The 20,100-nt window shown below is 73.5% G+C and carries 18 protein-coding genes; 11 read left to right on the forward strand and 7 right to left on the reverse strand.

Features of this window, described 5'->3' with window-relative positions:
* Positions 1-21: 21 nt before the first annotated feature.
* A complete protein-coding gene (locus TK50_RS29220; RefSeq protein WP_043968763.1) occupies positions 22-636 on the reverse strand; it encodes a hemerythrin domain-containing protein in 615 nt (204 codons plus the stop codon).
* Between the two features lie 195 nt (positions 637-831).
* On the opposite strand from TK50_RS29220, the gene TK50_RS29225 reads away from it, so the two are divergent.
* Both TK50_RS29225 and TK50_RS29230 read left to right on the forward strand, forming a co-directional pair.
* Positions 832-2,160, forward strand: coding sequence for a M20/M25/M40 family metallo-hydrolase (locus tag TK50_RS29225; RefSeq protein WP_043968764.1), 1,329 nt, complete (start codon positions 832-834; stop codon positions 2,158-2,160).
* Positions 2,161-2,220: 60 nt separating this feature from the next.
* Entirely contained in the window at positions 2,221-2,886 is a 666-nt protein-coding gene (locus TK50_RS29230) for a hypothetical protein (protein WP_043968768.1), read from the forward strand.
* 66 nt (positions 2,887-2,952) lie between these two features.
* On the opposite strand, the gene TK50_RS29235 is transcribed toward TK50_RS29230, so the two are convergent.
* On the reverse strand, positions 2,953-3,144 hold the full coding sequence (locus tag TK50_RS29235) for a DUF5703 family protein (RefSeq protein ID WP_043969542.1): 192 nt from the start codon (positions 3,142-3,144) through the stop codon (positions 2,953-2,955).
* A gap of 81 nt (positions 3,145-3,225) precedes the next feature.
* Entirely contained in the window at positions 3,226-4,197 is a 972-nt protein-coding gene (locus TK50_RS29240) for an aldo/keto reductase (protein WP_043968769.1), read from the reverse strand.
* A 183-nt stretch (positions 4,198-4,380) separates the two neighbouring features.
* Between TK50_RS29240 and TK50_RS29245 the strand changes: the two genes are divergently transcribed.
* Positions 4,381-5,433: an LLM class F420-dependent oxidoreductase gene (locus TK50_RS29245; RefSeq protein ID WP_043968772.1), complete on the forward strand. Its 1,053-nt coding sequence runs from the start codon at positions 4,381-4,383 to the stop codon at positions 5,431-5,433.
* Complete coding sequence (locus TK50_RS29250; RefSeq protein ID WP_043968773.1) at positions 5,430-6,266, forward strand: undecaprenyl-diphosphate phosphatase; 837 nt, start codon at positions 5,430-5,432, stop codon at positions 6,264-6,266. Before TK50_RS29245 ends, TK50_RS29250 begins: the two co-directional genes overlap by 4 nt.
* Before the next feature lie 124 nt (positions 6,267-6,390).
* Here the strand turns inward: TK50_RS29250 and TK50_RS29255 are convergent, their stop codons facing one another.
* Positions 6,391-6,999, reverse strand: coding sequence for a hypothetical protein (locus TK50_RS29255; protein WP_043968775.1), 609 nt, complete (start codon positions 6,997-6,999; stop codon positions 6,391-6,393).
* A gap of 757 nt (positions 7,000-7,756) precedes the next feature.
* Here TK50_RS29255 and TK50_RS29260 point away from each other — a divergent pair.
* The 4 genes from TK50_RS29260 to mshC all read left to right on the forward strand — a co-directional run bounded on the left by TK50_RS29260 (position 7,757) and on the right by mshC (position 11,350).
* Positions 7,757-8,470 (forward strand): histidine phosphatase family protein, encoded by a 714-nt coding sequence (locus TK50_RS29260; protein ID WP_043968776.1) that lies wholly within the window; start codon positions 7,757-7,759, stop codon positions 8,468-8,470.
* Between the two features lie 121 nt (positions 8,471-8,591).
* Positions 8,592-9,176, forward strand: coding sequence for a DUF3090 domain-containing protein (locus TK50_RS29265; protein ID WP_043968778.1), 585 nt, complete (start codon positions 8,592-8,594; stop codon positions 9,174-9,176).
* A complete protein-coding gene (locus TK50_RS29270) occupies positions 9,173-9,991 on the forward strand; it encodes an SCO1664 family protein (protein WP_043968780.1) in 819 nt (272 codons plus the stop codon). The genes TK50_RS29265 and TK50_RS29270 overlap by 4 nt, the downstream gene beginning before the upstream one ends.
* A 120-nt stretch (positions 9,992-10,111) precedes the next feature.
* Positions 10,112-11,350, forward strand: coding sequence for a cysteine--1-D-myo-inosityl 2-amino-2-deoxy-alpha-D-glucopyranoside ligase (gene mshC, locus TK50_RS29275; protein ID WP_043968782.1), 1,239 nt, complete (start codon positions 10,112-10,114; stop codon positions 11,348-11,350).
* Between the two features lie 201 nt (positions 11,351-11,551).
* On the opposite strand, the gene TK50_RS29280 is transcribed toward mshC, so the two are convergent.
* Positions 11,552-12,343 (reverse strand): GntR family transcriptional regulator, encoded by a 792-nt coding sequence (locus TK50_RS29280; RefSeq protein ID WP_043968783.1) that lies wholly within the window; start codon positions 12,341-12,343, stop codon positions 11,552-11,554.
* A gap of 119 nt (positions 12,344-12,462) precedes the next feature.
* The gene (locus TK50_RS29285; RefSeq protein WP_043968784.1) at positions 12,463-13,332 is read right to left on the reverse strand and encodes a PAC2 family protein; all 870 of its coding nucleotides are present in this window, start codon (positions 13,330-13,332) and stop codon (positions 12,463-12,465) included.
* 212 nt (positions 13,333-13,544) lie between these two features.
* Here TK50_RS29285 and metH point away from each other — a divergent pair, with 212 nt between their 5' ends.
* On the forward strand, positions 13,545-17,060 hold the full coding sequence (gene metH, locus TK50_RS29290) for a methionine synthase (protein ID WP_199486170.1): 3,516 nt from the start codon (positions 13,545-13,547) through the stop codon (positions 17,058-17,060).
* On the opposite strand, the gene TK50_RS29295 is transcribed toward metH, so the two are convergent.
* Positions 17,042-17,995 carry a ketopantoate reductase family protein gene (locus TK50_RS29295; RefSeq protein ID WP_043968785.1) on the reverse strand — a complete coding sequence of 318 codons (954 nt, stop codon included), beginning with the start codon at positions 17,993-17,995 and terminating at the stop codon, positions 17,042-17,044. The genes metH and TK50_RS29295 overlap by 19 nt on opposite strands.
* A gap of 72 nt (positions 17,996-18,067) precedes the next feature.
* Here TK50_RS29295 and TK50_RS29300 point away from each other — a divergent pair, with 72 nt between their 5' ends.
* Both TK50_RS29300 and TK50_RS29305 read left to right on the forward strand, forming a co-directional pair.
* Positions 18,068-18,655, forward strand: a complete 588-nt coding sequence (locus TK50_RS29300; protein WP_241774141.1) for a TetR/AcrR family transcriptional regulator — start codon at positions 18,068-18,070, stop codon at positions 18,653-18,655.
* Between the two features lie 213 nt (positions 18,656-18,868).
* Positions 18,869-20,017 (forward strand): helix-turn-helix domain-containing protein, encoded by a 1,149-nt coding sequence (locus TK50_RS29305; RefSeq protein ID WP_241774177.1) that lies wholly within the window; start codon positions 18,869-18,871, stop codon positions 20,015-20,017.
* Positions 20,018-20,100: the final 83 nt, after the last annotated feature.

Here is a 20,100-nt window from a genome sequence, read left to right on the forward strand (position 1 = left end):
TCGTAACCGTCCGGTATCCGGTCAGTCGCCGGGTGGAAGCAGGTCCGACGCGTACGTGGGCCGCCCCGTCACGGCGTCGCGGACCTTGTCCACCACCCCCACCGCCGGCTCGACGATCCGGTTCCACGGCGGGCTCGCCGGCGTCCCCGGGTGCGGCCGGGTCGGCGCGGCCTCCTCGGCGATCTCCCACCGGTTGCCCAGCCGGATCAACTCGGCGGCGGTGGCCACCTCGCGCAGCGACGCCAGCAGCGCCGCCGTCCCGGCGACGTGCCGGCGCACCCGGTCGGCAACGTCGGCCAACGCCGGATCCGCCGGCCCGGCCAGCGACTTCAGGGCGGCCAGCAGCTCGGCCGCCGCCCCGACCTCCCGGTCGACCGCCGCGGCCGCCCCGGGCACCGCCGCCCGGACGGCGGGGAACAGGTACTGCTCCTCCGCCGACAGGTGCCGCGACACCACGGCGGTCAGCACCTCGACGACCTCGGCGAGCCGCTGCGGCGCGGCGTCCGGGCCGGTGACCCGGTCGACCAGGTCGAGCAGCTGCCGGTGCTCGCGGCCGACGAGGTCGACCACGCTCGGGCCGCCGGGTCGGTAGCCCTCCTCGGGCACGGGCGGCAGCGGCGGCAGGGGAACGGTCATGGTGCCCTCCTCGGCGGGCGGGCGCGCGCTGCGAGGAGGAGGCGGCCCGGTGAGCGGTGCGGGACGGCAGCGGCGGTACCCAGACCGCGTACCGCCGAAACGGCGGGCCCGCGCGACGAGGCCGCCCGGGGCGCCGGCGGCGGTGTCGGGCGGCCGGGGGAGCTGCCCGACCGGCGCGGCTGGTATGAAGAACCGATGACGAGCGACGCCGCCTCCGCCCCGCCCGACCCCACCGCCGAGGTCGTCGACCTCTGCCGCGACCTGCTGCGCATCGACACCACCAACACCGGGGACAACGCCACCAGCGCGGGCGAGCGCTTCGCCGCGGAGTACGTCGCGGAGAAGCTCGCCGAGGTGGGCGTCGAGTCCCGCATCCACGAGTCCGCCCCCGGCCGGGCCAGCCTCGTCGCCCGCATCCCCGGCGCCGACCCCGGCCGGGACGCCCTGCTCGTCCACGGCCACCTCGACGTCGTCCCGGCCGACGCCGACGAGTGGTCGGTGCACCCGTTCTCCGGCGAGCTGCGCGACGGCTACCTGTGGGGCCGGGGCGCGATCGACATGAAGGACTTCGACGCCATGGTGCTGGCCGTGGTGCGGAACTGGCAACGCACCGGCGTCCGGCCCGCCCGCGACATCGTGCTGGCGTTCACCGCCGACGAGGAGGCCGGCAGCGACTACGGGGCGCACTACCTCGTCCAGCACCACCGCGACGCCTTCGACGGCTGCACCGAGGCCATCGGCGAGGTCGGCGGCTTCTCCTACACCGTCGACGCGTCGCAGCGGCTCTACCTCATCGAGACCGCCGAGAAGGGCATCGACTGGCTGCGGCTGCACGCCAAGGGCCGCCCCGGCCACGGCTCGATGGTGCACGACGACAACGCCGTCACCGCGCTCGCCGAGGCCGTCGCCCGCATCGGCCGGCACCGCTTCCCCGTGGTCGTCACCGACACCGTGCGGGCCTTCCTGGAGGAGGTCTCCGACCTGCTCGGCGTCGAACTCGACCCCGAGGACCCGGAGGCGGCCATCGCCAAGCTCGGCCCCATCGCCAACATCATCGGCGCGACCATCCGCAACACCGCCAACCCGACCCGGCTCGCCGCCGGCTACAAGGACAACGTCATCCCCGGCCGGGCCACCGCCACCATCGACTGCCGCAGCCTGCCCGGCCAGTCCGAGCTCCTCGAACAGCAGCTGCGCGAGCTGGTCGGCCCCGACATCGCCATCGAGTACGTCCACCGCCAGCCCGCCCTGGAGACCACCTTCGACGGCGACCTCGTCGAGGCCATGTCGGCGGCGCTGCGGGCGGAGGACCCGGGCGCCCGGCCCGTGCCCTACATGCTCTCCGGCGGCACCGACGCCAAGGCGTTTTCCCAGCTCGGCATCCGCTGCTTCGGCTTCGCCCCGCTGCGGCTGCCGCCCGACCTCAACTTCTCCGGCCTGTTCCACGGCATCGACGAGCGGGTGCCGGTGGACGGACTACAGTTCGGCGTGCGGGTTCTCGACCGCTTCCTCCGGAATTGCTGACCGTGTCCGCCGCCCCATCCCGCCCGGCACGGATCGTCCCCCATCGCGAAGGGAACGCACATGACCGACCAGCACGGTGAGCTGGACGCCGCCCTAGAGCGGGTGATCGACGCCGCCCGCCACCACCTGGCCGCCGTCCGCGCCGCACAGGGCCGCATCGACGACGACGACGTCTGGCAGGCGTACGTCGCCCTGAACAACGCCTCGTTCGCCTACGACGAGCAGCTGCTCGACGCGTTCGGCGAGGTCACACCCTGGGATGTCGAGTCCATCGACCCCGACGAGGCCGACGAGCGCTTCGGCGCGGCCGAGGGCGTCGAGGCGACCGACCCGCACCCCCGGGTCATCTCGGTGCGCCAGCGCCGCGACTACCGGGTGCCCAGCGTCGCCGCGCTGATCCGGGCCGCCGAGGCCGCCCGCCGCGAGGGCACCCCCGAGGAGGACGAGGCCGCACCCGTCGAGGGCGTCGGCGAGGCGGTGCTGGAGCTGCTGCAGAGCGGCGACGGCTCGCTGTCCGCGCTGGACGTGCCGGAGCTGGAGCCGCTCGACGGGGTCGTGATGGTCAGCGAGGTCGGCACCCCCGTCGACCTGGAGTCCTTCGACGACGACGATCCGGTGGGCCCGTTCCAGCCGGCCGCCGACGACCGCCTCGTGGGCCGCCTCGACGAGCACCCGTTCCTCGACCTGACCGACGAGGAGCACGACCACGCGGGGCACCACCACTAGGCCGGGCTCGTCCCGGGGCCCGGCCAGCCGGCGGGGCCCCGGGACGCCGGGCTCGTGCCGCCCGGGTCAGTACGACAGGCCGGGCTGCGGCTGGTTCACCACACGGCGCCGCAGCACCACCTGCCGCGTGCCGTCCCGGTACAACCGCACCCGGGCCAGCTCCCACCCGGAGAACTCCGCCTGGATCGCCAACTGCGCCGCGGCGGTCAGCCGGTCGACGTTCGAGGGCAGCCGCAGCGGCGCGTATTCGTAGTCCATGCGTTCCATGCTGCCCAGCCCGGCGGCCGTCCGCCACCCTCCGCGCCCCGCCCGGCAGCGCGGGGGCCTGGCCGGATCCGCTCAGCCGTCCCGCTCGGGATAGCCCACCGGCACCGCCGACACGTCGTCGAGCGCGACGATGATCTCCGCCGGCAGCGTCATCCGCTCCACCTGGAGCGCGCCGAGCAACTGCCCGACCGTCCGCGCGCCGAGAATCGGCGCCGTCACGCCCGGCCGGTCCCGGATCCACGCGAGCGCCACCTCCAGCGGCGACACGCCCAACCCCCCGGCCGCCGTGGCCACCGCCTCCACGATGCTGGAGCAGCGCGGCTCCAGGTACGTCGCCACGAACGGCTCGAAGTGCGGCGACGCCGCCCGCGAGTCCGCCGGCCGGCCGTGCCGGTACTTGCCGGTGAGCACCCCCCGCCCCAGCGGCGACCAGGGCAGCACCCCCAGCCCCAGCGCCGCGCACGCCGGCAGCACCTCCCGCTCGACGCCCCGCTCCAGCAGCGAGTACTCCACCTGGGCGGCCACCACCGGCGCGCGCCCCGGCCAGGCCGCCTGCCAGGCCGCCGCCCGGGCCGTCTGCCAGCCCGAGAAGTTCGACACCCCGACGTAGCGGACCCGGCCGCTGGCCACCGCGTGGTCCAGCGCCGCGAGGGTCTCCTCCAGGGGCGTGTCCGGGTCGTACCCGTGGACCTGCCACAGGTCGACGTGGTCCGTGCCGAGCCGGCGCAGCGAGGCGTCCAGGGTGCGCAGCAGGTGACCCCGGGAGCCGTCTCGGCGCCGGCCGCTGCCCGGCCGCAGCCCCGCCTTCGTCGCGATCAGCAGCTCGTCGCGGGGAACCAGGCTGCCCAGCAGCGACCCGATGACCGACTCCGCGTCCCCGTCGCCGTACACGTCGGCGGTGTCCACCAGGTTGCCGCCCGCGTCGAGAAAGCTCTTCAGCTGGGCGGCCGCGTCGTCGGCGTCGGTGTCCCGGCCCCAGGTCATGGTGCCGAGCGCGAGCCGGGAAACCGCCAGCCCGCTTCGGCCGAGCGGTCGCTGTTGCATGGGTGAACCTTATTTCGAACCCGCCGCCACGGATATCCTCGCTCCCGTCAAGTTCCTGCTCGCCCTCCGGGCGACACGCTGCACCCGGCCGGGCGGCGGGTTCGGGGGTGAGCCGGTGATCGGCCGGGCCGCCCGCATTGCGTAACCTGATGCGACCTGTGGTGCGCCGATGGGGGAGGACCAGTGCGACTCGGGCTCAGTCTCGGATACCAGACGGCGTGGAGCACACCCGCCGACCATTTGGCGCTCGCCCAGGAGGCCGACCGGCTCGGCTACTCGGTGGTGTGGGCGGCGGAGGCGTACGGCTCCGACTCGCCGAGCATGCTGGCCTGGATCGCCGGCCAGACCGAACGGATCGACGTCGGCAGCGCGGTGATGCAGATCCCCGCCCGGACCCCGGCCATGACCGCCATGACGGCGGCGACCATCGACACGCTCTCCGGCGGCCGGTTCCGGCTCGGCCTGGGCGTCTCCGGCCCCCAGGTCTCCGAGGGCTGGCACGGGGTGCGCTTCGCCAAGCCCCTCGCCCGCACCCGCGAGTACGTCGACATCGTCAAGCTCGCCATCGCCCGCAAGGAGGTCGCGTACGACGGCGAGTTCTACACCCTGCCGCTGCCCGACGGTCCCGGCAAGGCGCTGCGGCTGGGCTTCCACCCGCCGCGCGAGCAGGTCCCGATCTACCTCGCCGCCGTCGGCCCGAAGAACCTGGAGCTGGCCGGCGAGATCGCCGACGGCTGGCTGGCCGTCTTCTACGCCCCGGAGTTCGCCGACGAGCAGCTCGCCGCCGTGGCCGCCGGCCGGGCGAAGGCCGGCAAGGAACTGGCCGGCTTCGACGTCGTGCCGTCGGTGCCGGTGGTCGTCGGCGACGACGTCGCGACCTGCGCCGAGCTGGTCCGCTGGTACGCCGCCCTCTACGTCGGCGGCATGGGCAGCCGGCAGCAGAACTTCTACAACCAGCTCGCCACCCGGATGGGCTACGGCGACGCCGCCCGCGAGGTGCAGGACCTCTACCTGGCCAAGCGGCAGCGCGACGCGGCCGCCGCCGTGCCGATGGAGTTCATCGACCGCACCTCGCTGCTCGGGCCCAAGGAGCGCATCGCCGAGCGCCTGCGCGAGTACGCCGCCGCCGGCGTCACCACCCTGTCGGTGACCCTCTTCGTCGCCGACCGCGACAGCGGCGTGCAGACGCTGCGCACCGTCGCCGAGGCCCTCGAGATGTCCGGGGTCGGCGAGTGACCTGGATCGAGGCCATCGTCCTGGGCGTCGTCCAGGGGCTCACGGAGTTTCTCCCGGTCAGCTCGTCGGGGCACCTGCGGATCACCTCGGCGATCTTCTTCGGCCGGGACGCCGGCGCGTCGTTCACCGCCGTCACCCAGCTCGGCACCGAGGCGGCGGTGCTCATCTACTTCGCCAAGGACATCTGGCGGATCACCCGGACCTGGATCGTCGGGCTCTGGGACCGCTCGGTGCGTGCCAGCCTCGACTACCGGATGGGCTGGTACGTCATCGTCGGCTCGATCCCGATCGGGCTGTTCGGCTTCCTGTTCAAGGACCAGATCCGCACCGCCGGGCGCAACCTGTGGCTGGTCGCCACCACCCTGATCGTCTTCGCGTTCGTGCTGGCCTTCGCCGAGTACTGGGGGCGGCAGCACCGCACCCTGGAGAACTTCCGGATGCGCGACGGCATCGTCATGGGCTTCGCCCAGGCGATGGCGCTGATCCCCGGGGTGTCCCGCTCCGGCGGCACGCTCACCGCCGGACTGCTGCTCAACCTCACCCGGGAGGCAGCGGCCCGGTACTCGTTCCTGCTCGCCATCCCGGCGGTCGTGATGTCCGGCATCTTCAGCGTCGGGGACGTCTTCGAGCCGTCCGCGCCGGGGACGTCCACGCCGAGCGGGGCGCAGATGGTGGTGGCCACGCTCATCGCCTTCGTCATCGGCTACGCGGCCATCGCCTGGCTGCTGCGCTACGTCGCCCACCACACCCTCTACGTCTTCGTGCTGTACCGGGTGGCCCTGGGCACCCTCGTGCTCGCCCTCCTGATGACGGGCACCATCGCCGCCACCTAGGAGCGCTTGCAAGGAAGGGCACCTTCTAACGGAGCCCTTTCCCTGCGCTCGGCTGGGTGAGGTGGAGACGCCGCCGGCCGGGCCCCGGTGATCGGGGCCCGGCCGGCGGCGTGTGTTCGCTGGGTCAGCTGTTGTTCCAGTGCTGGGTGACGAGGTCGGCGGCCTGCTGCTCCCACTGCGCGTACGCGTCGGGGTAGGCCGAGACCTGCACCGTCTGGGCGGCGTCGGTCAGCGGCATGTCGTGCCAGCCGTCGACCTGTCGCAGGCCCTTGAGGAACGCGGTGGTGGCGTACTGCGGGTCGGTGATCTGCTCCGGCGAACCCCAGCCGCTGGAGGGGCGTTGCTGGAACAGGCCGAGGGAGTCGTGGTCGTTGCGGTCGCCGAGGTGGCCGAGGTTCTGCAGCTTCGATTCCTGCAGGGCGGTGCCGATGGAGATGACCGCGGCGCGTTCGTCGAGGCCGGTCTTCTTGGTGGCGGCGATGATGGCCTTGGCGTTGGCGGTCTGCTCGGCGTCGAGGTCGATGCGCGACTGCGTGCCCTGCACGCCGTGCGGGATCAGCTTGGCCGTGTCCACGGCGGCGGTCGTGTCGGCCTGTACGGCGGCGACGGGCCGCGCGTCAACAGTGCCGGTGTCGGTGGTGGTGGCGTGGTGGAGGGGGCCGGCGGCGAGGCCACCGGCGAACGCGAGTCCGGCGATGCCGAGGACGCTCTTACGCAGGATGGTCGTGTTCATGAGGGGTGTCTCCTATCGGGGGGGTCGACACCGGCCCGTAGGGGTGGGCGGGTGTGAGCACCACGTCGAGGCGCCCGAACAACGAACAAAGGGGGAAAGAAAAAGATGAGGGAGGGCCGGGGCGGCTGCCGTGAGGTACCGCGCCGGGTCCGGGTGTAACGACCGGCGACCGGCCCCCATTCCCCGGGGCCTGATGCCGAGGCGGCCGGCACGCCGCGGGGCGGACCGGGCGTCGGTGGGGCAGGCGCGTCGGGTGAGCCAGCACGCGAGCGGCCCGGGGCCTGCCGGATCGGGGGATCCGGGGTGCTGCTGCGGTCGTCCGTCAGGTGTAACGCCCCCGCCCCGGCCAGGATTCCGGCCGCGGGGTGCCGCCGGTCACCCCGCCCCGCCCCCTCGCCGCCCCACCGGGGCGGACAATCCGCCCATTCCGGTGGAGGGGTGACGGGATGTCGGGCAGGTGGCGGTATCAACGACGCGGGATACCCCCACCTTCCCGACATGAAGTCGATCAACCCAGCCACGCCCCGCCGGCCCGCCCGCCCCGGGGTCCGTCGGTCACCCCGGCCCCGCCCCGCCCCACGTCGCGCCCACGCCGGACCCGTCCCACGCCACCGCGCCGGGTCGGACAAACCACCCAATCGGGCGGTCGCGTGGTGGGATGCCGGGCAGGTGGGGGTATCCCGGCGCGTTGATGCCGCCATGTCACCGACACGGAGTCGATCAACCTCTCGCCGCGGTCCGGTCCGTACCGCCTAGGGTGGGCAGCGTGGCGACTCTTCTCCTCCTGCGGCACGGCCGCACCACCGCGAACGCCGACGGCGGTCTCGCCGGACGGCAGCCCGTCGAGCTGGACGACACGGGCCGGGCCCAGGCGACGGCGGTGGGTGAGCGGCTGCGCGGGCTGCCCCTCGCAGCGGTGGTGACCAGCCCGCTGGTCCGGTGCCGGCAGACCCTGGAACTGGCCCTGCCGCAGGCCGCGCCGACGGTGGACGAGGGGCTGATCGAGTGCGGGTACGGCAGTTGGGAGGGACAGCCGCTCAAGAAGCTCGCCAAGGAACCGCTCTGGCCGGTGGTCCAGCAGCACCCGAGCGCCGTCGTCTTTCCCGACGGGGAGGCCATGGCGGCGATGGCGGCCCGAGCTGTCGCCACGGTGCGTTCCTGGGACGCCCGGATCACCGCCGAGCACGGGCCCGAGGCGGTCTGGTTGGCGTGCAGCCACGGCGATGTGATCAAGGCCATCGTCGCGGACGCGCTCGGCGTACACCTTGATCTTTTTCAGCGCATCGTCGCGGACCCGGCGTCGGTCACGGCGATCCGGTACACGCCGCTGCGGCCCTTCCTGCTGCGGCTCAACGACACCGGCGGTGACCTGGCCGGGCTGGTGCCGCCGCCGCGCCGGCGCCGACGGCGGGCCACGCGGCCGGCGGAGTCCGACGCGGCGGTCGGCGGGGGAGCGGGGGCCACGCGGTGAGGCCGGCGGCGGGCGTCCTCCCGGTCGGTCGGCCCGGGTGGCAGGACGGGTGCGGCGCGGGCGCGCGATTCCGGGTCGGTGGGGTGCGCGACGCTGTGGCACGCCGGATAGGGTCGTGGGTATGACCCACCAGGTGCACGCCTTCGAGCCGCCGGAGCGGTTCGTCGCCGGGACCGTCGGGCCGCCCGGGGAGCGCACGTTCTTCTTGCAGGCCCGCGGCGGAGGCCGGCTGGTCAGCGTCGCGCTGGAGAAGGTCCAGGTGTCGTTGCTCGCCGAGAAGCTGGAGGAGTTGCTCACCGAGGCGCAGCGCCGCTTCGGCGTGCAGTTGCCCGAGGCGGTGACGTCGGTGGGCGACAACGACCCGCTGGACACGCCGGTCGACGAGGAGTTCCGCGTCGGCACCCTCGGCCTGGCCTTCGACGTCGACACCGCGACCGTCGTGATCGAGGCGATCGCCGCCGGCGAGGCGGAGACCGAGGTCGAGCTGGGCGGCGACGAGGACGAGGACGACGACGATGAGGACGACGAGGAGCCGGACGAGGACCTGGACCGGCTGCGCGTCCGGTTGACCCCCGAGGCGACCCGCGAGTTCATCGAGCGGGCCCGCCGGGTGGTCAACGCCGGTCGCCCGCCCTGCCCGCTCTGCGGCCAGCCGCTGGATCCCGCCGGGCACCTCTGCCCGCGGCACAACGGTTATCACCGGTGACCTCGTCGGACCTCGAACGTCGGCAGGACGACGCGGCGACGCTACGGCTGCTCCGTGACGGTGAGCTGACCGTCGAAGGCCGCCTGGTCGACGCGTCGAACGCGACGCTGCTCGGTGCGCTCACCCTCGACGGGGTGAGCGCCCGCTGCGTCTACAAGCCGGTGCGCGGCGAGCGTCCCCTCTGGGACTTCCCGGACGGCACCCTCGCCGGCCGGGAGGTCTCGGCGTACCTGGTCTCCCGCGCCACCGGCTGGGACCTGGTCCCGCCGACGGTGCTGCGCGACGGCCCGTTCGGGCCGGGCTCCTGTCAACTGTGGATCGACGAGCCCGACGACGCCGAGCCGCTGGTCGGCTTCGTGCCGGCGGAGGCGGTGCCGCCGCGTTGGTTCCCGGTCGCGGCGGCCCGGGACGACGACGGTGCCGCGTACGCCCTGGCCCACGCCGACGATCCGCGCCTGGCCCGGCTGGCGGTGCTCGACGCGGTCATCAACAACGCGGACCGCAAGGGCGGCCACGTGCTGCTCGGCGCGGACGACCGGCTCTACGGCGTCGACCACGGGGTGAGCTTCCACGTGGAGGACAAGCTGCGCACCGTGCTCTGGGGTTGGGCCGGCCGGGAGCTGCCGCCGGACGCCCTGGAGATGCTCGCCGACCTGACCGTCCGGCTCGGCGGGGAGCTGGGCGGGGAGCTGGCCGAGCACCTGACGATCCGCGAGGTCGCCGAGCTGACGGCCCGGGTGGGCCGGCTGCGCGACGGTGGCCGGTTCCCCCAGCCGCCGCAAGATTGGCCGGCGATGCCCTGGCCGCCGATGTAGCCGTCGGTCCGACCGTCCGGCAGGCCCGACCGCGCCGCCCACCAGGGGCGTGAGCGGTTGTCGCGTTGGTCACCCGTGGGGTGGGTCCGGCGCGCGGGGCGGCTGGCTAGGCTGACGGTCATGGAGTCTTGGACGGGACATGAGGTGCCACGGCTGCCCGGCAGGGGCGGCCCGCTGACATTGTTCGACTCGGCGCGACGCGGTGCCCATCCCAGTCGACCTGGCGACGTGGCCACCATGTACGTCTGCGGCATCACCCCGTACGACGCCACGCACCTCGGCCACGCCGCCACCATGATCACCTTTGACCTGGTGCAGCGGATGTGGCTCGACGCCGGCCTGACGGTGCGCTACGTGCAGAACGTCACCGACATCGACGATCCGCTGCTGGAGCGGGCCGAGCGCGACGGCGAGGACTGGAAGGTCCTGGCCATGCGGGAGACCGCGCTGTTCCGCGAGGACATGGAGGCGCTGCGGATGATCCCGCCGGCGCACTACGTCGGCGCGGTCGAGTCGATCCCCGACATCGCCGACAAGGTTCTCACCCTGCTCAAGGACGGGGCCGCGTACCGGCTCGACGACGGCACCGGGGACGTCTACTTCGACATCGCCGCCGCGCCCGAGTTCGGCTACGAGTCCAACCTGTCCCGGGCCGAGATGCTGGAGATCTTCCCGGAGCGCGGGGGCGACCCGGAGCGGGCCGGCAAGCGCGACCCCCTCGATCCGCTGCTGTGGCGCGGCGCCCGCGAGGGCGAGCCGTCCTGGCCCGGCGGCGACCTCGGCCCGGGCCGGCCCGGCTGGCACATCGAGTGCGCGGTGATCGCGCTGAACCTGCTCGGCGAGTCGATCGACGTGCAGGGCGGCGGCAACGACCTGCTCTTCCCGCACCACGAGTGTTCCGCCGCGCACGCCGAGCGGCTCACCGGCCGGTCGCCGTTCGCGACCCACTACGTGCACGCCGGCATGATCGGCCTGAACGGCGAGAAGATGTCGAAGTCCAAGGGCAACCTGGTCTTCGTCTCCCGGCTGCGCGCCGACCGGGTGGATCCGATGGCGGTGCGGCTCGGGCTGATGGCCGGCCACTACCGCGCCGACCGCACCTGGACCGACGAGCTGCTCGCGGCCGCGCAGGAGCGCCTGGCCCGTTGGCGGCGGGCCGCCACCGCGCCGTCCGGGCCGTCCGGCGACGACTTCCTGGCGGGGGTACGCGAGCGCCTCGGCGACGACCTGGACACCCCGGGCGCGCTCGCGCTCGCCGACGACTGGGCAGAGCGTGCCCTCGCCGGCACGGGCACGGACCCCGAGGCCCCGGCCCTCTTCGCCACGACCGTCGACGCCCTCCTCGGCCTCCGCCTCTAACCCCACCCCCACCCCCACCCCCACCCCCACCCCCACCCCCACCCCCACCCCGCCCCACCCCGCCCCCGCTCTGGTCGGTGATCAAGAGAAAAGCGTCAAAGTTGATCTCGACGATGACGCAAACCTCTTGATCACCGGGGCGGGCGGCGGGGGCGGGGGCGCGGGGGGGAGCAGGGGGCGCGGGGCGGGGGCAGGGTGGGGTCAGCCCAGGATCAGGCCCGGGTCCGGGTCGGGGGCCGGGGTGGGGGCCGGGATCTTGTATTCCTCGGTGAGCGTCGTCATCGGGCCGGGCCAGGTGGCCTGGGCGACCTCGATGGGCTTGCGCCGGGCGTCGTAGGCGACGTGCAGCAGGTGTAGCACGGGGGTGTCGGGGCGGATCTGGAGGGTCTCCGCCTCCTCCCGGCTGGGCTGGCGGGCGGTGATGGTGTCGGTGGCGGTGACGTACTGCCGGCCGGTGGCCTCCTCCGCCTCCTGGTAGAGGGGCCGGCCGAACGCCTCGCCCCGCTCCAGGGTGGTGCCGGCGGTGTCGGCCGGCAGGAACCAGGAGGCACCCACCTCGACGGGGGAGTCCTCGGTGCGCACGAGGTGGCGGCGGCAGAGCAGCTCGGTGCCGTCGGCGACGCCGAACGCGTCGGCCACCTCCGGCGGGGCGGGGGCGCGGCCGACCGAGACGAGCTGCTGACGGTACCGGGCGGCCAGGTCGGTGTGGTAGCCGCGGAAGCCGCCGTACCGGCCCCGGGAGAGGCGGTTGAGCCGGCGTCGGGTGCCTCTGACGTACGTACCGGAGCCGGGTTTGGTGATCAGGATGCCCTCGACCCGCAGCTGGTCGACGGCGCGCTGCACGGTCTGCTTGGCGACGCCGAACATCTCGGCGATGGCCGGGATGGACGGCAGGCGCTCGCCCGGCCCCCAGTCGCCGCGGCGCACCTGGGCCTTGAGCTGCGCGGCGATCTGCCGGTGCGGGAACTCGGCCGCACCCGGGTTGATCTGCATGGCTCCTCCTGGAGATCACAGCTAGGTTCCTAGGATGCCCTAGGGGATGTGAGCGCGCCACCCCGGACACGCGAAAGCCCCCGGACCAGGCGATCCAGGGGCTTTCGGAAGAAACCCGGCTACCAGGAGCCGGCCGTCGGGCCGGCGGAGCCGCCGCGCCGGCGCAGATACTTCTCGAACTCCTGGGCGATCTCGTCGCCGGTCAGCGGGGTGATGCCCGCGTCGCCGACGCGTTCCTCCAGCTCACGCACGTATTCCCCCAGCTCGGCGTCCTGCTCGGCGGCCCCGCGCACCCGCTGCTCCCACTCCGCCGCCTCCTCCGCCAGGTCGGCCATCGGCACCGGCAGGTCGAGCACCTCCTCGACCCGGTGCAGCAGCGCGAGGGTGGCCTTGGGGCAGGGCGGGTTGTTGGCGTAGTGCGGCACGTGCACCCAGAACGACACCGCGTCGACCTCGGCGCGCGTGCAGGCGTCGTGCAGCACCCCGACGATGCCCGTGGGACCGTCGTAGCGGGTGGGGGTGAGCTGGTAGCGCCGCGCGGCCTCCGCGTCGGAGGCGCTGCCGCTGATCGGCAACGGCCGGGTGTACGGCACGTCGGCCAGCAGCGCGCCGAGCAGCACCACCCGTTCGACCTCCAGGCTGTGGCAGATCTCCAGCACCTGCTCGCAGAACGTGCGCCAGCGCATGCTCGGCTCGATGCCCCGGATCAGCACCACGTCCCGCTCGGTGCCCTCCGGGCTGGCCACCATGAACCGGGTGGTGGGCCACTCGACGCGGCGGGTCTCGCCGTCGGCCATCGTGATCGTCGGCCGGCTGACCTGGAAGTCGTAGAAGTCTTCCGGGTCCAGCTCGGTGACCTGCCGCGCCTGCCAGACCTGTTCCAGGTGCTCGACCGCCGCGGTGGAGGCGTCCGCGGCGTCGTTCCAGCCCTCGAAAGCGGCGATGGCCACGGGGGACCGCAGCACCGGCAGTCCGTCGAACTCGGTCATGCCGTCACCTCACCCTGTCGTCGGCGGGCGGTCCCGGGCTGCGGCCCGGTCGTCCGCCTGCCGGGCCCGGTGACGTCCCTGATGTCCTTCACGTCCGTCAGCCTACGTGTCGGGGCCGGATGCGGCCCGTCGGCCGCGCCGGTCCGGCCCGCGGGCCCCCGGTGCGTCGCGGCCCGCCCCCACCGTCGGATCCTCGCACTACCCTGAGTGGGGTGGGGACTTCGCTGCTGGACGTGCTGGCGGAGCGGGTTCTCGTCGCCGACGGCGCGATGGGGACGATGCTCCAGGCGGCCGAGCTGACCCTGGACGACTTCGAGGGGCACGAGGGTTGCAACGAGATCCTCAACGTCACCCGCCCGGACGTCGTCCGCGGGGTGCACGACGCCTACCTCGCGGCGGGCGCGGACTGCGTCGAGACGAACACCTTCGGCGCCAACCTGGCCAACCTCGGCGAATACGGCATCGAGCACCGGATCGGGGAGCTGTCCGAGGCCGGCGCGCGGATCGCCCGGGAGGCCGCCGACGCGTGGGGCACCGCCGAGCGGCCCCGGTTCGTGCTCGGTGCGATCGGCCCCGGCACGAAGCTGCCCACCCTGGGGCACGCCGCGTACGCGACGCTGCGCGACGCGTACCAGCAGAACGCGGCGGGCCTGCTCGCCGGTGGCGTGGACGCGCTGATCGTCGAGACCTGCCAGGACCTGCTGCAGGTGAAGGCGGCGGTGGTCGGGTCCCACCGGGCGATGGCCGAGGCCGGGCGGCGCGTGCCGCTGATCTGCCACGTCACGGTGGAGACCACCGGCACGATGCTGCTGGGCAGCGAGATCGGCGCGGCGCTGACCGCACTGGAGCCGTTGGGCATCGACCTGATCGGGCTGAACTGCGCGACGGGCCCGGCGGAGATGACCGAGCACCTGCGCTACCTGTCCCGGCACGCCCGGGTGCCGCTGTCGGTGATGCCGAACGCCGGCCTGCCGCAGCTCACCGCCGACGGCGCGGTCTACCCGCTGACCCCGGTGGAGCTGGCCGACGCGCTGGAGCGGTTCGTCGCCGAGTACGGGGTGGCGGTGGTCGGCGGCTGCTGCGGGACGACGCCGGAGCACATCCGGCTGGTCGCCGAGCGGCTGCGCGGGGCGCGGCCGGGCGCCCGCGAGCCGCGCCCCGAGGCCGGGGTCTCCTCGATCTACCACCACGTGCCGTTCGCCCAGGACGCCAGCGTCCTGATGGTGGGGGAGCGCACCAACGCCAACGGGTCGAAGGCGTTCCGGGAGGCGATGCTCGCCGGCGACTGGCAGGCGTGCGTGGAGATCGCCCGCAGCCAGGCCCGGGACGGCTCGCACCTGCTGGACCTGTGCGTGGACTACGTGGGCCGCGACGGCACCCGGGACATGCGGGAGCTGGCCGGGCGGTTCGCCACCGCGTCCACGCTGCCGGTCATGCTGGACTCGACCGAGCCGGCGGTGATCGAGGCCGGGCTGGAGATGCTCGGCGGGCGGTGCGTGGTCAACTCGGTCAACTTCGAGGACGGCGACGGGCCGGGTTCCCGCTACGCCCGGGTGATGCCGGTCGTCGTCGAGCACGGGGCGGCGGTGGTGGCGCTGCTCATCGACGAGGAGGGGCAGGCCCGCACGGCCGAGTGGAAGGTGCGGGTCGCGCAGCGGCTGATCGAGGACCTGACCGGCCGGTGGGGGCTGCGCCGGTCCGACATCCTGATCGACGCGTTGACCTTCCCGATCGCCACCGGCCAGGAGGAGACCCGCCGCGACGGCGTCGAGACGATCGAGGCGATCCGGGAGATCGCGCGGCGCTGGCCGGGGGTCAACTTCACCCTCGGTGTGTCGAACGTGTCGTTCGGGCTGAACCCGGCTGCCCGGCAGGTGCTCAACTCGGTCTTCCTGCACGAGTGCGTGCGGGCGGGGCTGACGTCGGCGATCGTGCACGCCAGCAAGATCCTGCCGATGTCGAAGATCCCCGACGAGCAGCGGGAGGCCGCGCTGGACCTGGTGTACGACCGGCGGCGCGCCGGCCACGACCCGGTGCAGCGGTTCATCGAGATCTTCGAGGGGGTGGACGCCTCGTCGGCGCGGGCCACCCGGGCGCAGGAGCTGGCGGCGCTGCCGCTGGAGGAGCGGCTGCGGCGGCGGATCGTCGACGGCGAGCGCAACGGCTTGGAGGCCGACCTCGACGCGGCGATGGCCGGGGGCCGGTCGCCGTTGTCGATCATCAACGACCTGCTGCTGGACGGCATGCGGGTGGTCGGGGAGCTGTTCGGCTCGGGCCAGATGCAGCTTCCGTTCGTGCTGCAGTCGGCCGAGGTGATGAAGACGGCGGTGGCCTACCTGGAGCCGCACATGGAGAAGGCCGACGACGGCGGCAAGGGCCGGATCGTGCTGGCCACCGTCAAGGGCGACGTGCACGACATCGGCAAGAACCTGGTGGACATCATCCTGTCCAACAACGGCTACGAGGTGGTCAACATCGGCATCAAGCAGCCGATCTCGGCGATCCTCGACGCGGCCGAGCAGCACCGGGCCGACGCGATCGGGATGTCGGGGCTGCTGGTCAAGAGCACGGTGATCATGAAGGAGAACCTGGCCGAGATGGCCGAGCGCGGGGTGGCGCAGCGCTGGCCGGTGCTGCTCGGCGGGGCGGCGCTGACCCGGGCGTACGTGGAGGACGACCTGCGGGCGGCGTTCCCCGGCCAGGTGCACTACGCCCGGGACGCGTTCGAGGGGCTGTCGCTGATGGACCGGGTGATGACGGCCAAGCGGGGCGGCGCGCCGGTGGTGGATCCGCAGCGGGAGGCGGCCCTGGCGGCGCGGCGGCAGCGTCGGGAGCGGCAGCGGGCGACGGTCGGGCAGGCGCTGCCGGGGCTGGACGACGCGTCGGTGCGCTCGGACGTGGCGGTCGACGTGGAGGTGCCGACGCCGCCGTTCCTCGGCACGCGGGTGGTGCGGGGGGTGCCGCTGGCGGATTATGCGGCGCTGCTGGACGAGCGGGCGACGTTCCTGGGGCAGTGGGGGCTGCGGGGGGCGCGGGGCGGCAAGGGCCCGTCGTACGAGGAGCTGGTCGAGACCGAGGGGCGGCCCCGGCTGCGGTACTGGCTGGACCGGCTGACCGCCGACAAGGTCCTCGAGGCGGCCGTGGTGTACGGATACTTCCCGGCGTACTCGGAGGGCAACGACCTGATGGTGCTCGACGAGGACGGGCGCACCGAGCGGACCCGGTTCTCGTTCCCGAGGCAGCGGCAGGAGCGGCGGCTGTGCCTGGCCGACTTCTTCCGGCCGCGCGGCGACGGCCTGGACGTGGTGGCGTTGCAGCTCGTGACCGTGGGGCAGCCGATCAGCGACTACACGGCGAAGATGTTCGCCGGGAACTCCTACCGGGACTACCTGGAGGTGCACGGCCTGTCGGTGCAGCTCACCGAGGCACTGGCGGAGTACTGGCACCGGCGGATCCGCGCGGAGCTGACGCTGCCGGGCGGGCGCACGGTGGCCGACGACGACCCGGCAGACCTGGCGGGCCTGCTGCGCACCGACTACCGGGGCTGCCGGTACGCGTTCGGCTACCCGGCCTGCCCGGACCTGGAGGACCGGGCGAAGATCGTGGACCTGCTGGGCGCGGAGCGGATCGGGGTGCAGTTGTCGGAGGAGTTCCAGCTCGTGCCGGAGCAGGCGACCGACGCGATCGTGGTGCACCACCCGGAGGCGAGCTACTTCAACGCCAGATGACCGTCGGTGAAGTAGGGCTCGGCTGCCTCCAGCCTGGGCACCTTCACCCCCAGCCTGCGCGCTTCCGCCAGAGTGTCGCGGCAGATCGCGCGCAGCTCCTCGGGGTTGGCGTGCGCCGCCGTCACCCGGCGCATCGGCGGGAACCGGGCGAGCAGCCAGGAGAGGGTCGGCGCGGCCAGCCAGACGGGCACGGTGAACGGCAGCAGGTCGGCCCGGTGCCGCCGCAGCTCGACGCCGCGCGCCTCGACCAGCGGCAGCAGCTCGCGGACGGCGAGGATCGCCTCGCGTACGTCGCCGCGCGTCATCGTGGACAGGGAACCAAGCCGCAGGCTCTGCGTGTGCAGACCCGCGTTCTGGACGAAGTGGATCGCCAGCCACCCCCGGAAGTCGGAGTTCTCCCGGACCCTGAGCCCGGCCCCGCGGAACAGCCCGCGTGCGGCCTGCTCGCGTGCGGTCGGCGGCCGGTCGAGCGTGCCGAGGAAGACGGCGGGCAGCAGCGCCGCGCGCAGCACACCGTCGTCGCCGAAACCGCCACCGGCCCCGGGGAAGCCCCAGGCCACCTGCTCCGTGGGGAGATGGTCGATCGCGGCCAGCGGATCGACCCACAGGTTGTTGAAGACGAGCACCGTGGCCCCGCCCACCCGGGGCCCGAGGAAGGCCGTGGCCTCCGCGAAGCTGTAGTGCTGCACGCTCAGCACGATCAGCTCGAAGTCGTGGTCCGGCTCCAGCGACTCGCGGTAGCGCACCGGCCACTTCTCGGTGACGCGCTTTCCCCACGGCAGCCGTCGCGCGTCGAGCAGGTCGAGGTCGATCGCATCCCCGTACGCCGCCGCCCGCCCCGGCCGGACGTAGAACTCGACGTGGTGTCCGGCCCGTTCCAGGGCCCACCCGTAGACCGCGCCGATCACGCCCCGGCCGAACATCAAGATCTTCACGCGCCGCCCCGTAGGCTATAATTGGAGACCATCTCCACTTCCAACATATGGAGACGGTCTCCACTTGTCAACATGGGATCTCACGTGACCGACGCCAAGCCGCTGCGCGCCGACGCCCGCCGCAACCGCGACGCCCTGCTCGCCAAGGCGCGCGAACTCTTCGCCAACAACTGCTTCGACCTGCGCTTCGACGACTTCGCCAAGCTGGCCGGCGTGGGCACCGGCACGCTCTACCGGCACTTCCCGACCCGGGAGGCCCTGGCCGAGGCGGTCTACCGCGAAGAACTCGCCGCACTGTGCGACCGCGCCCGCGCCCTGCACGCCACCCTCCCCGCCGACGAGGCGCTGGAGTCCTTCCTGCGTGGCCTCGTCGCCCACCTGCACGCCCACCAGGGTCTCGCCCGCACCCTCGCGGCGCTCATGGCCACCCGCCCGGACGCGATGGCCGAGGGCGCCCAGGCCCTGCAACAGGTCGTCGCCGACCTGCTGGCCTCCGCCGCCGAGGCGGGAACCGTCCGCGACGACGTGAGCGCCGGCGCCGTCATGATCGCCCTCCAGGGCATCTGCGCGGCGTACGACCACCCGGACTTCCGCGCCGACGCGGACCAGGTCGTCACCCTCGTCCTCGCGGGCCTCCGCCACCCCGCGCCCGCGCCATGAGCGACGCCGCCCGGCACCGCCCCTGATTGACCGCGACGGGAGCGACAGTGGCGGTTGGCCGCCGACGTGAAGCTCCGCCGGGTAACACTGCGGTCAGTGCGTTCGAGTGTACCGTCCGAAATGGCCGCTGGTTGATGCCAGCGGGCATGCCGGTCAGCCCTCGACCTGGGAGTGTCGCTGATGCCCCGTCGTCCCATACCCGTCGATCCGTCGATCGGTGATCGCATCCGGATCCGTCGCGAGCTGCGCGGTTGGAGCATCCGGCATGCCGCCAGCCGTGCCGGCATCTCCCATACATCGTGGTCGCGGATCGAGCGTGGCCAGCAGCGCACCGATCGGTACATGGTGGTGGACCTTGCTGCGGCGCTGGAGTGCTCGGTGGTCGATCTGACCGGGCAGGCGTACACGCCGGCCGATCGGCAGCTCGATGCGGCGCGGATCGATGCCGAACGGGTGTGGCGGATCATGATGGACACGCCGATGGCCGGCAGGCGGGAGCTGCCAGCCACCGTCGAGCAGGTGCGTCGGGAGGCAGGGCTCGTGCGCGCCCTGTACGGGCGGTGTGACTACGCGGGTGCCCTGCGCAGGCTTGTCGACTTGGTGCCGGCGATGAATGGCCTGACCGATCGGCGGGCGGCGTTGGCGGAGATGGTGTCGGTCTACGGGGTTGCGATGGGTTCCCTGCTCAACGTCGGCTATCCGGCTCACGCGTGGCTCGCGGCGGAACGCTGTGCGGAGGCGGCGGGACTGCTGGACGATCCGGTGGCGGCAGGGGTGGCAGCGGCCAACCGGGCGCGGGTGTCGGCCTACTCGGGCGCGTACGGGCCGGCGCGGGCGTGGTGCGACGCGGCGGGTGCCGACCTGGCGGGCAGCGGGGCGGACGGGGCCCTGGACGTGCTCGGGTTCCTGCATCTCGCGCGGGCCCATCACCTTGCCGGCCTGCGTGACCGGGCGGGCGCGGAGGAGCACCTCGCCGAGGCGGCGCGGATCGCCGCGTACACGGGGGAGACCGAGAGCTGGGATCTTGCCTGGGGCCCACGCAACGTGGCGCTGTGGCGGATGGCGTTTCAGCTCGACACGGGCCGACCGGAGGAGGCGATCCGGACGGTCGCCGGTGTGGACGTGCGCGGCCTGCCGGCGGTGCGGCAGGTGTACTTCTGGCTGGACATGAGCCGGGCCGCCGAGGCGGTCGGGCGGGACCGGGACGCGGTGCGGATGCTGCTCGCGGCGGAACGGGTCGGCCCACAGCACGCGCGTTCGTCGACGTCGGCGCGGGAGACGGCCCGGTCGTTGCTGCGCCGGGGTGTCGCCTCGCCGGAGTTGCGCGGCCTGTGCGAGCGGATGAGCATGGCCGCACAGTAGTCGCCCGGTAGTGGTGCGTAGTCGTTCCAGCGACCGTGTGCGTCTTCCGTAGCGTCCTGATCACGGGTGCGGCTGCCCGCGTC

It is taken from the genome of Micromonospora haikouensis, from assembly GCF_000876225.1.
Classification (GTDB): Bacteria; Actinomycetota; Actinomycetes; order Mycobacteriales; family Micromonosporaceae; genus Micromonospora; species Micromonospora haikouensis.

Coding starts and splice junctions, on each gene's coding strand:
- TK50_RS29220 (WP_043968763.1), bottom strand. CDS start 636: ATGACCGTTCCCCTGCCGCCGCTGCCGCCCGTGCCCGAGGAGGGCTAC.
- TK50_RS29225 (WP_043968764.1), top strand. CDS start 832: ATGACGAGCGACGCCGCCTCCGCCCCGCCCGACCCCACCGCCGAGGTC.
- TK50_RS29230 (WP_043968768.1), top strand. CDS start 2,221: ATGACCGACCAGCACGGTGAGCTGGACGCCGCCCTAGAGCGGGTGATC.
- TK50_RS29235 (WP_043969542.1), bottom strand. CDS start 3,144: ATGGACTACGAATACGCGCCGCTGCGGCTGCCCTCGAACGTCGACCGG.
- TK50_RS29240 (WP_043968769.1), bottom strand. CDS start 4,197: ATGCAACAGCGACCGCTCGGCCGAAGCGGGCTGGCGGTTTCCCGGCTC.
- TK50_RS29255 (WP_043968775.1), bottom strand. CDS start 6,999: ATGAACACGACCATCCTGCGTAAGAGCGTCCTCGGCATCGCCGGACTC.
- TK50_RS29265 (WP_043968778.1), top strand. CDS start 8,592: ATGACCCACCAGGTGCACGCCTTCGAGCCGCCGGAGCGGTTCGTCGCC.
- mshC (WP_043968782.1), top strand. CDS start 10,112: ATGGAGTCTTGGACGGGACATGAGGTGCCACGGCTGCCCGGCAGGGGC.
- TK50_RS29280 (WP_043968783.1), bottom strand. CDS start 12,343: ATGCAGATCAACCCGGGTGCGGCCGAGTTCCCGCACCGGCAGATCGCC.
- TK50_RS29285 (WP_043968784.1), bottom strand. CDS start 13,332: ATGACCGAGTTCGACGGACTGCCGGTGCTGCGGTCCCCCGTGGCCATC.
- TK50_RS29300 (WP_241774141.1), top strand. CDS start 18,068: ATGGGATCTCACGTGACCGACGCCAAGCCGCTGCGCGCCGACGCCCGC.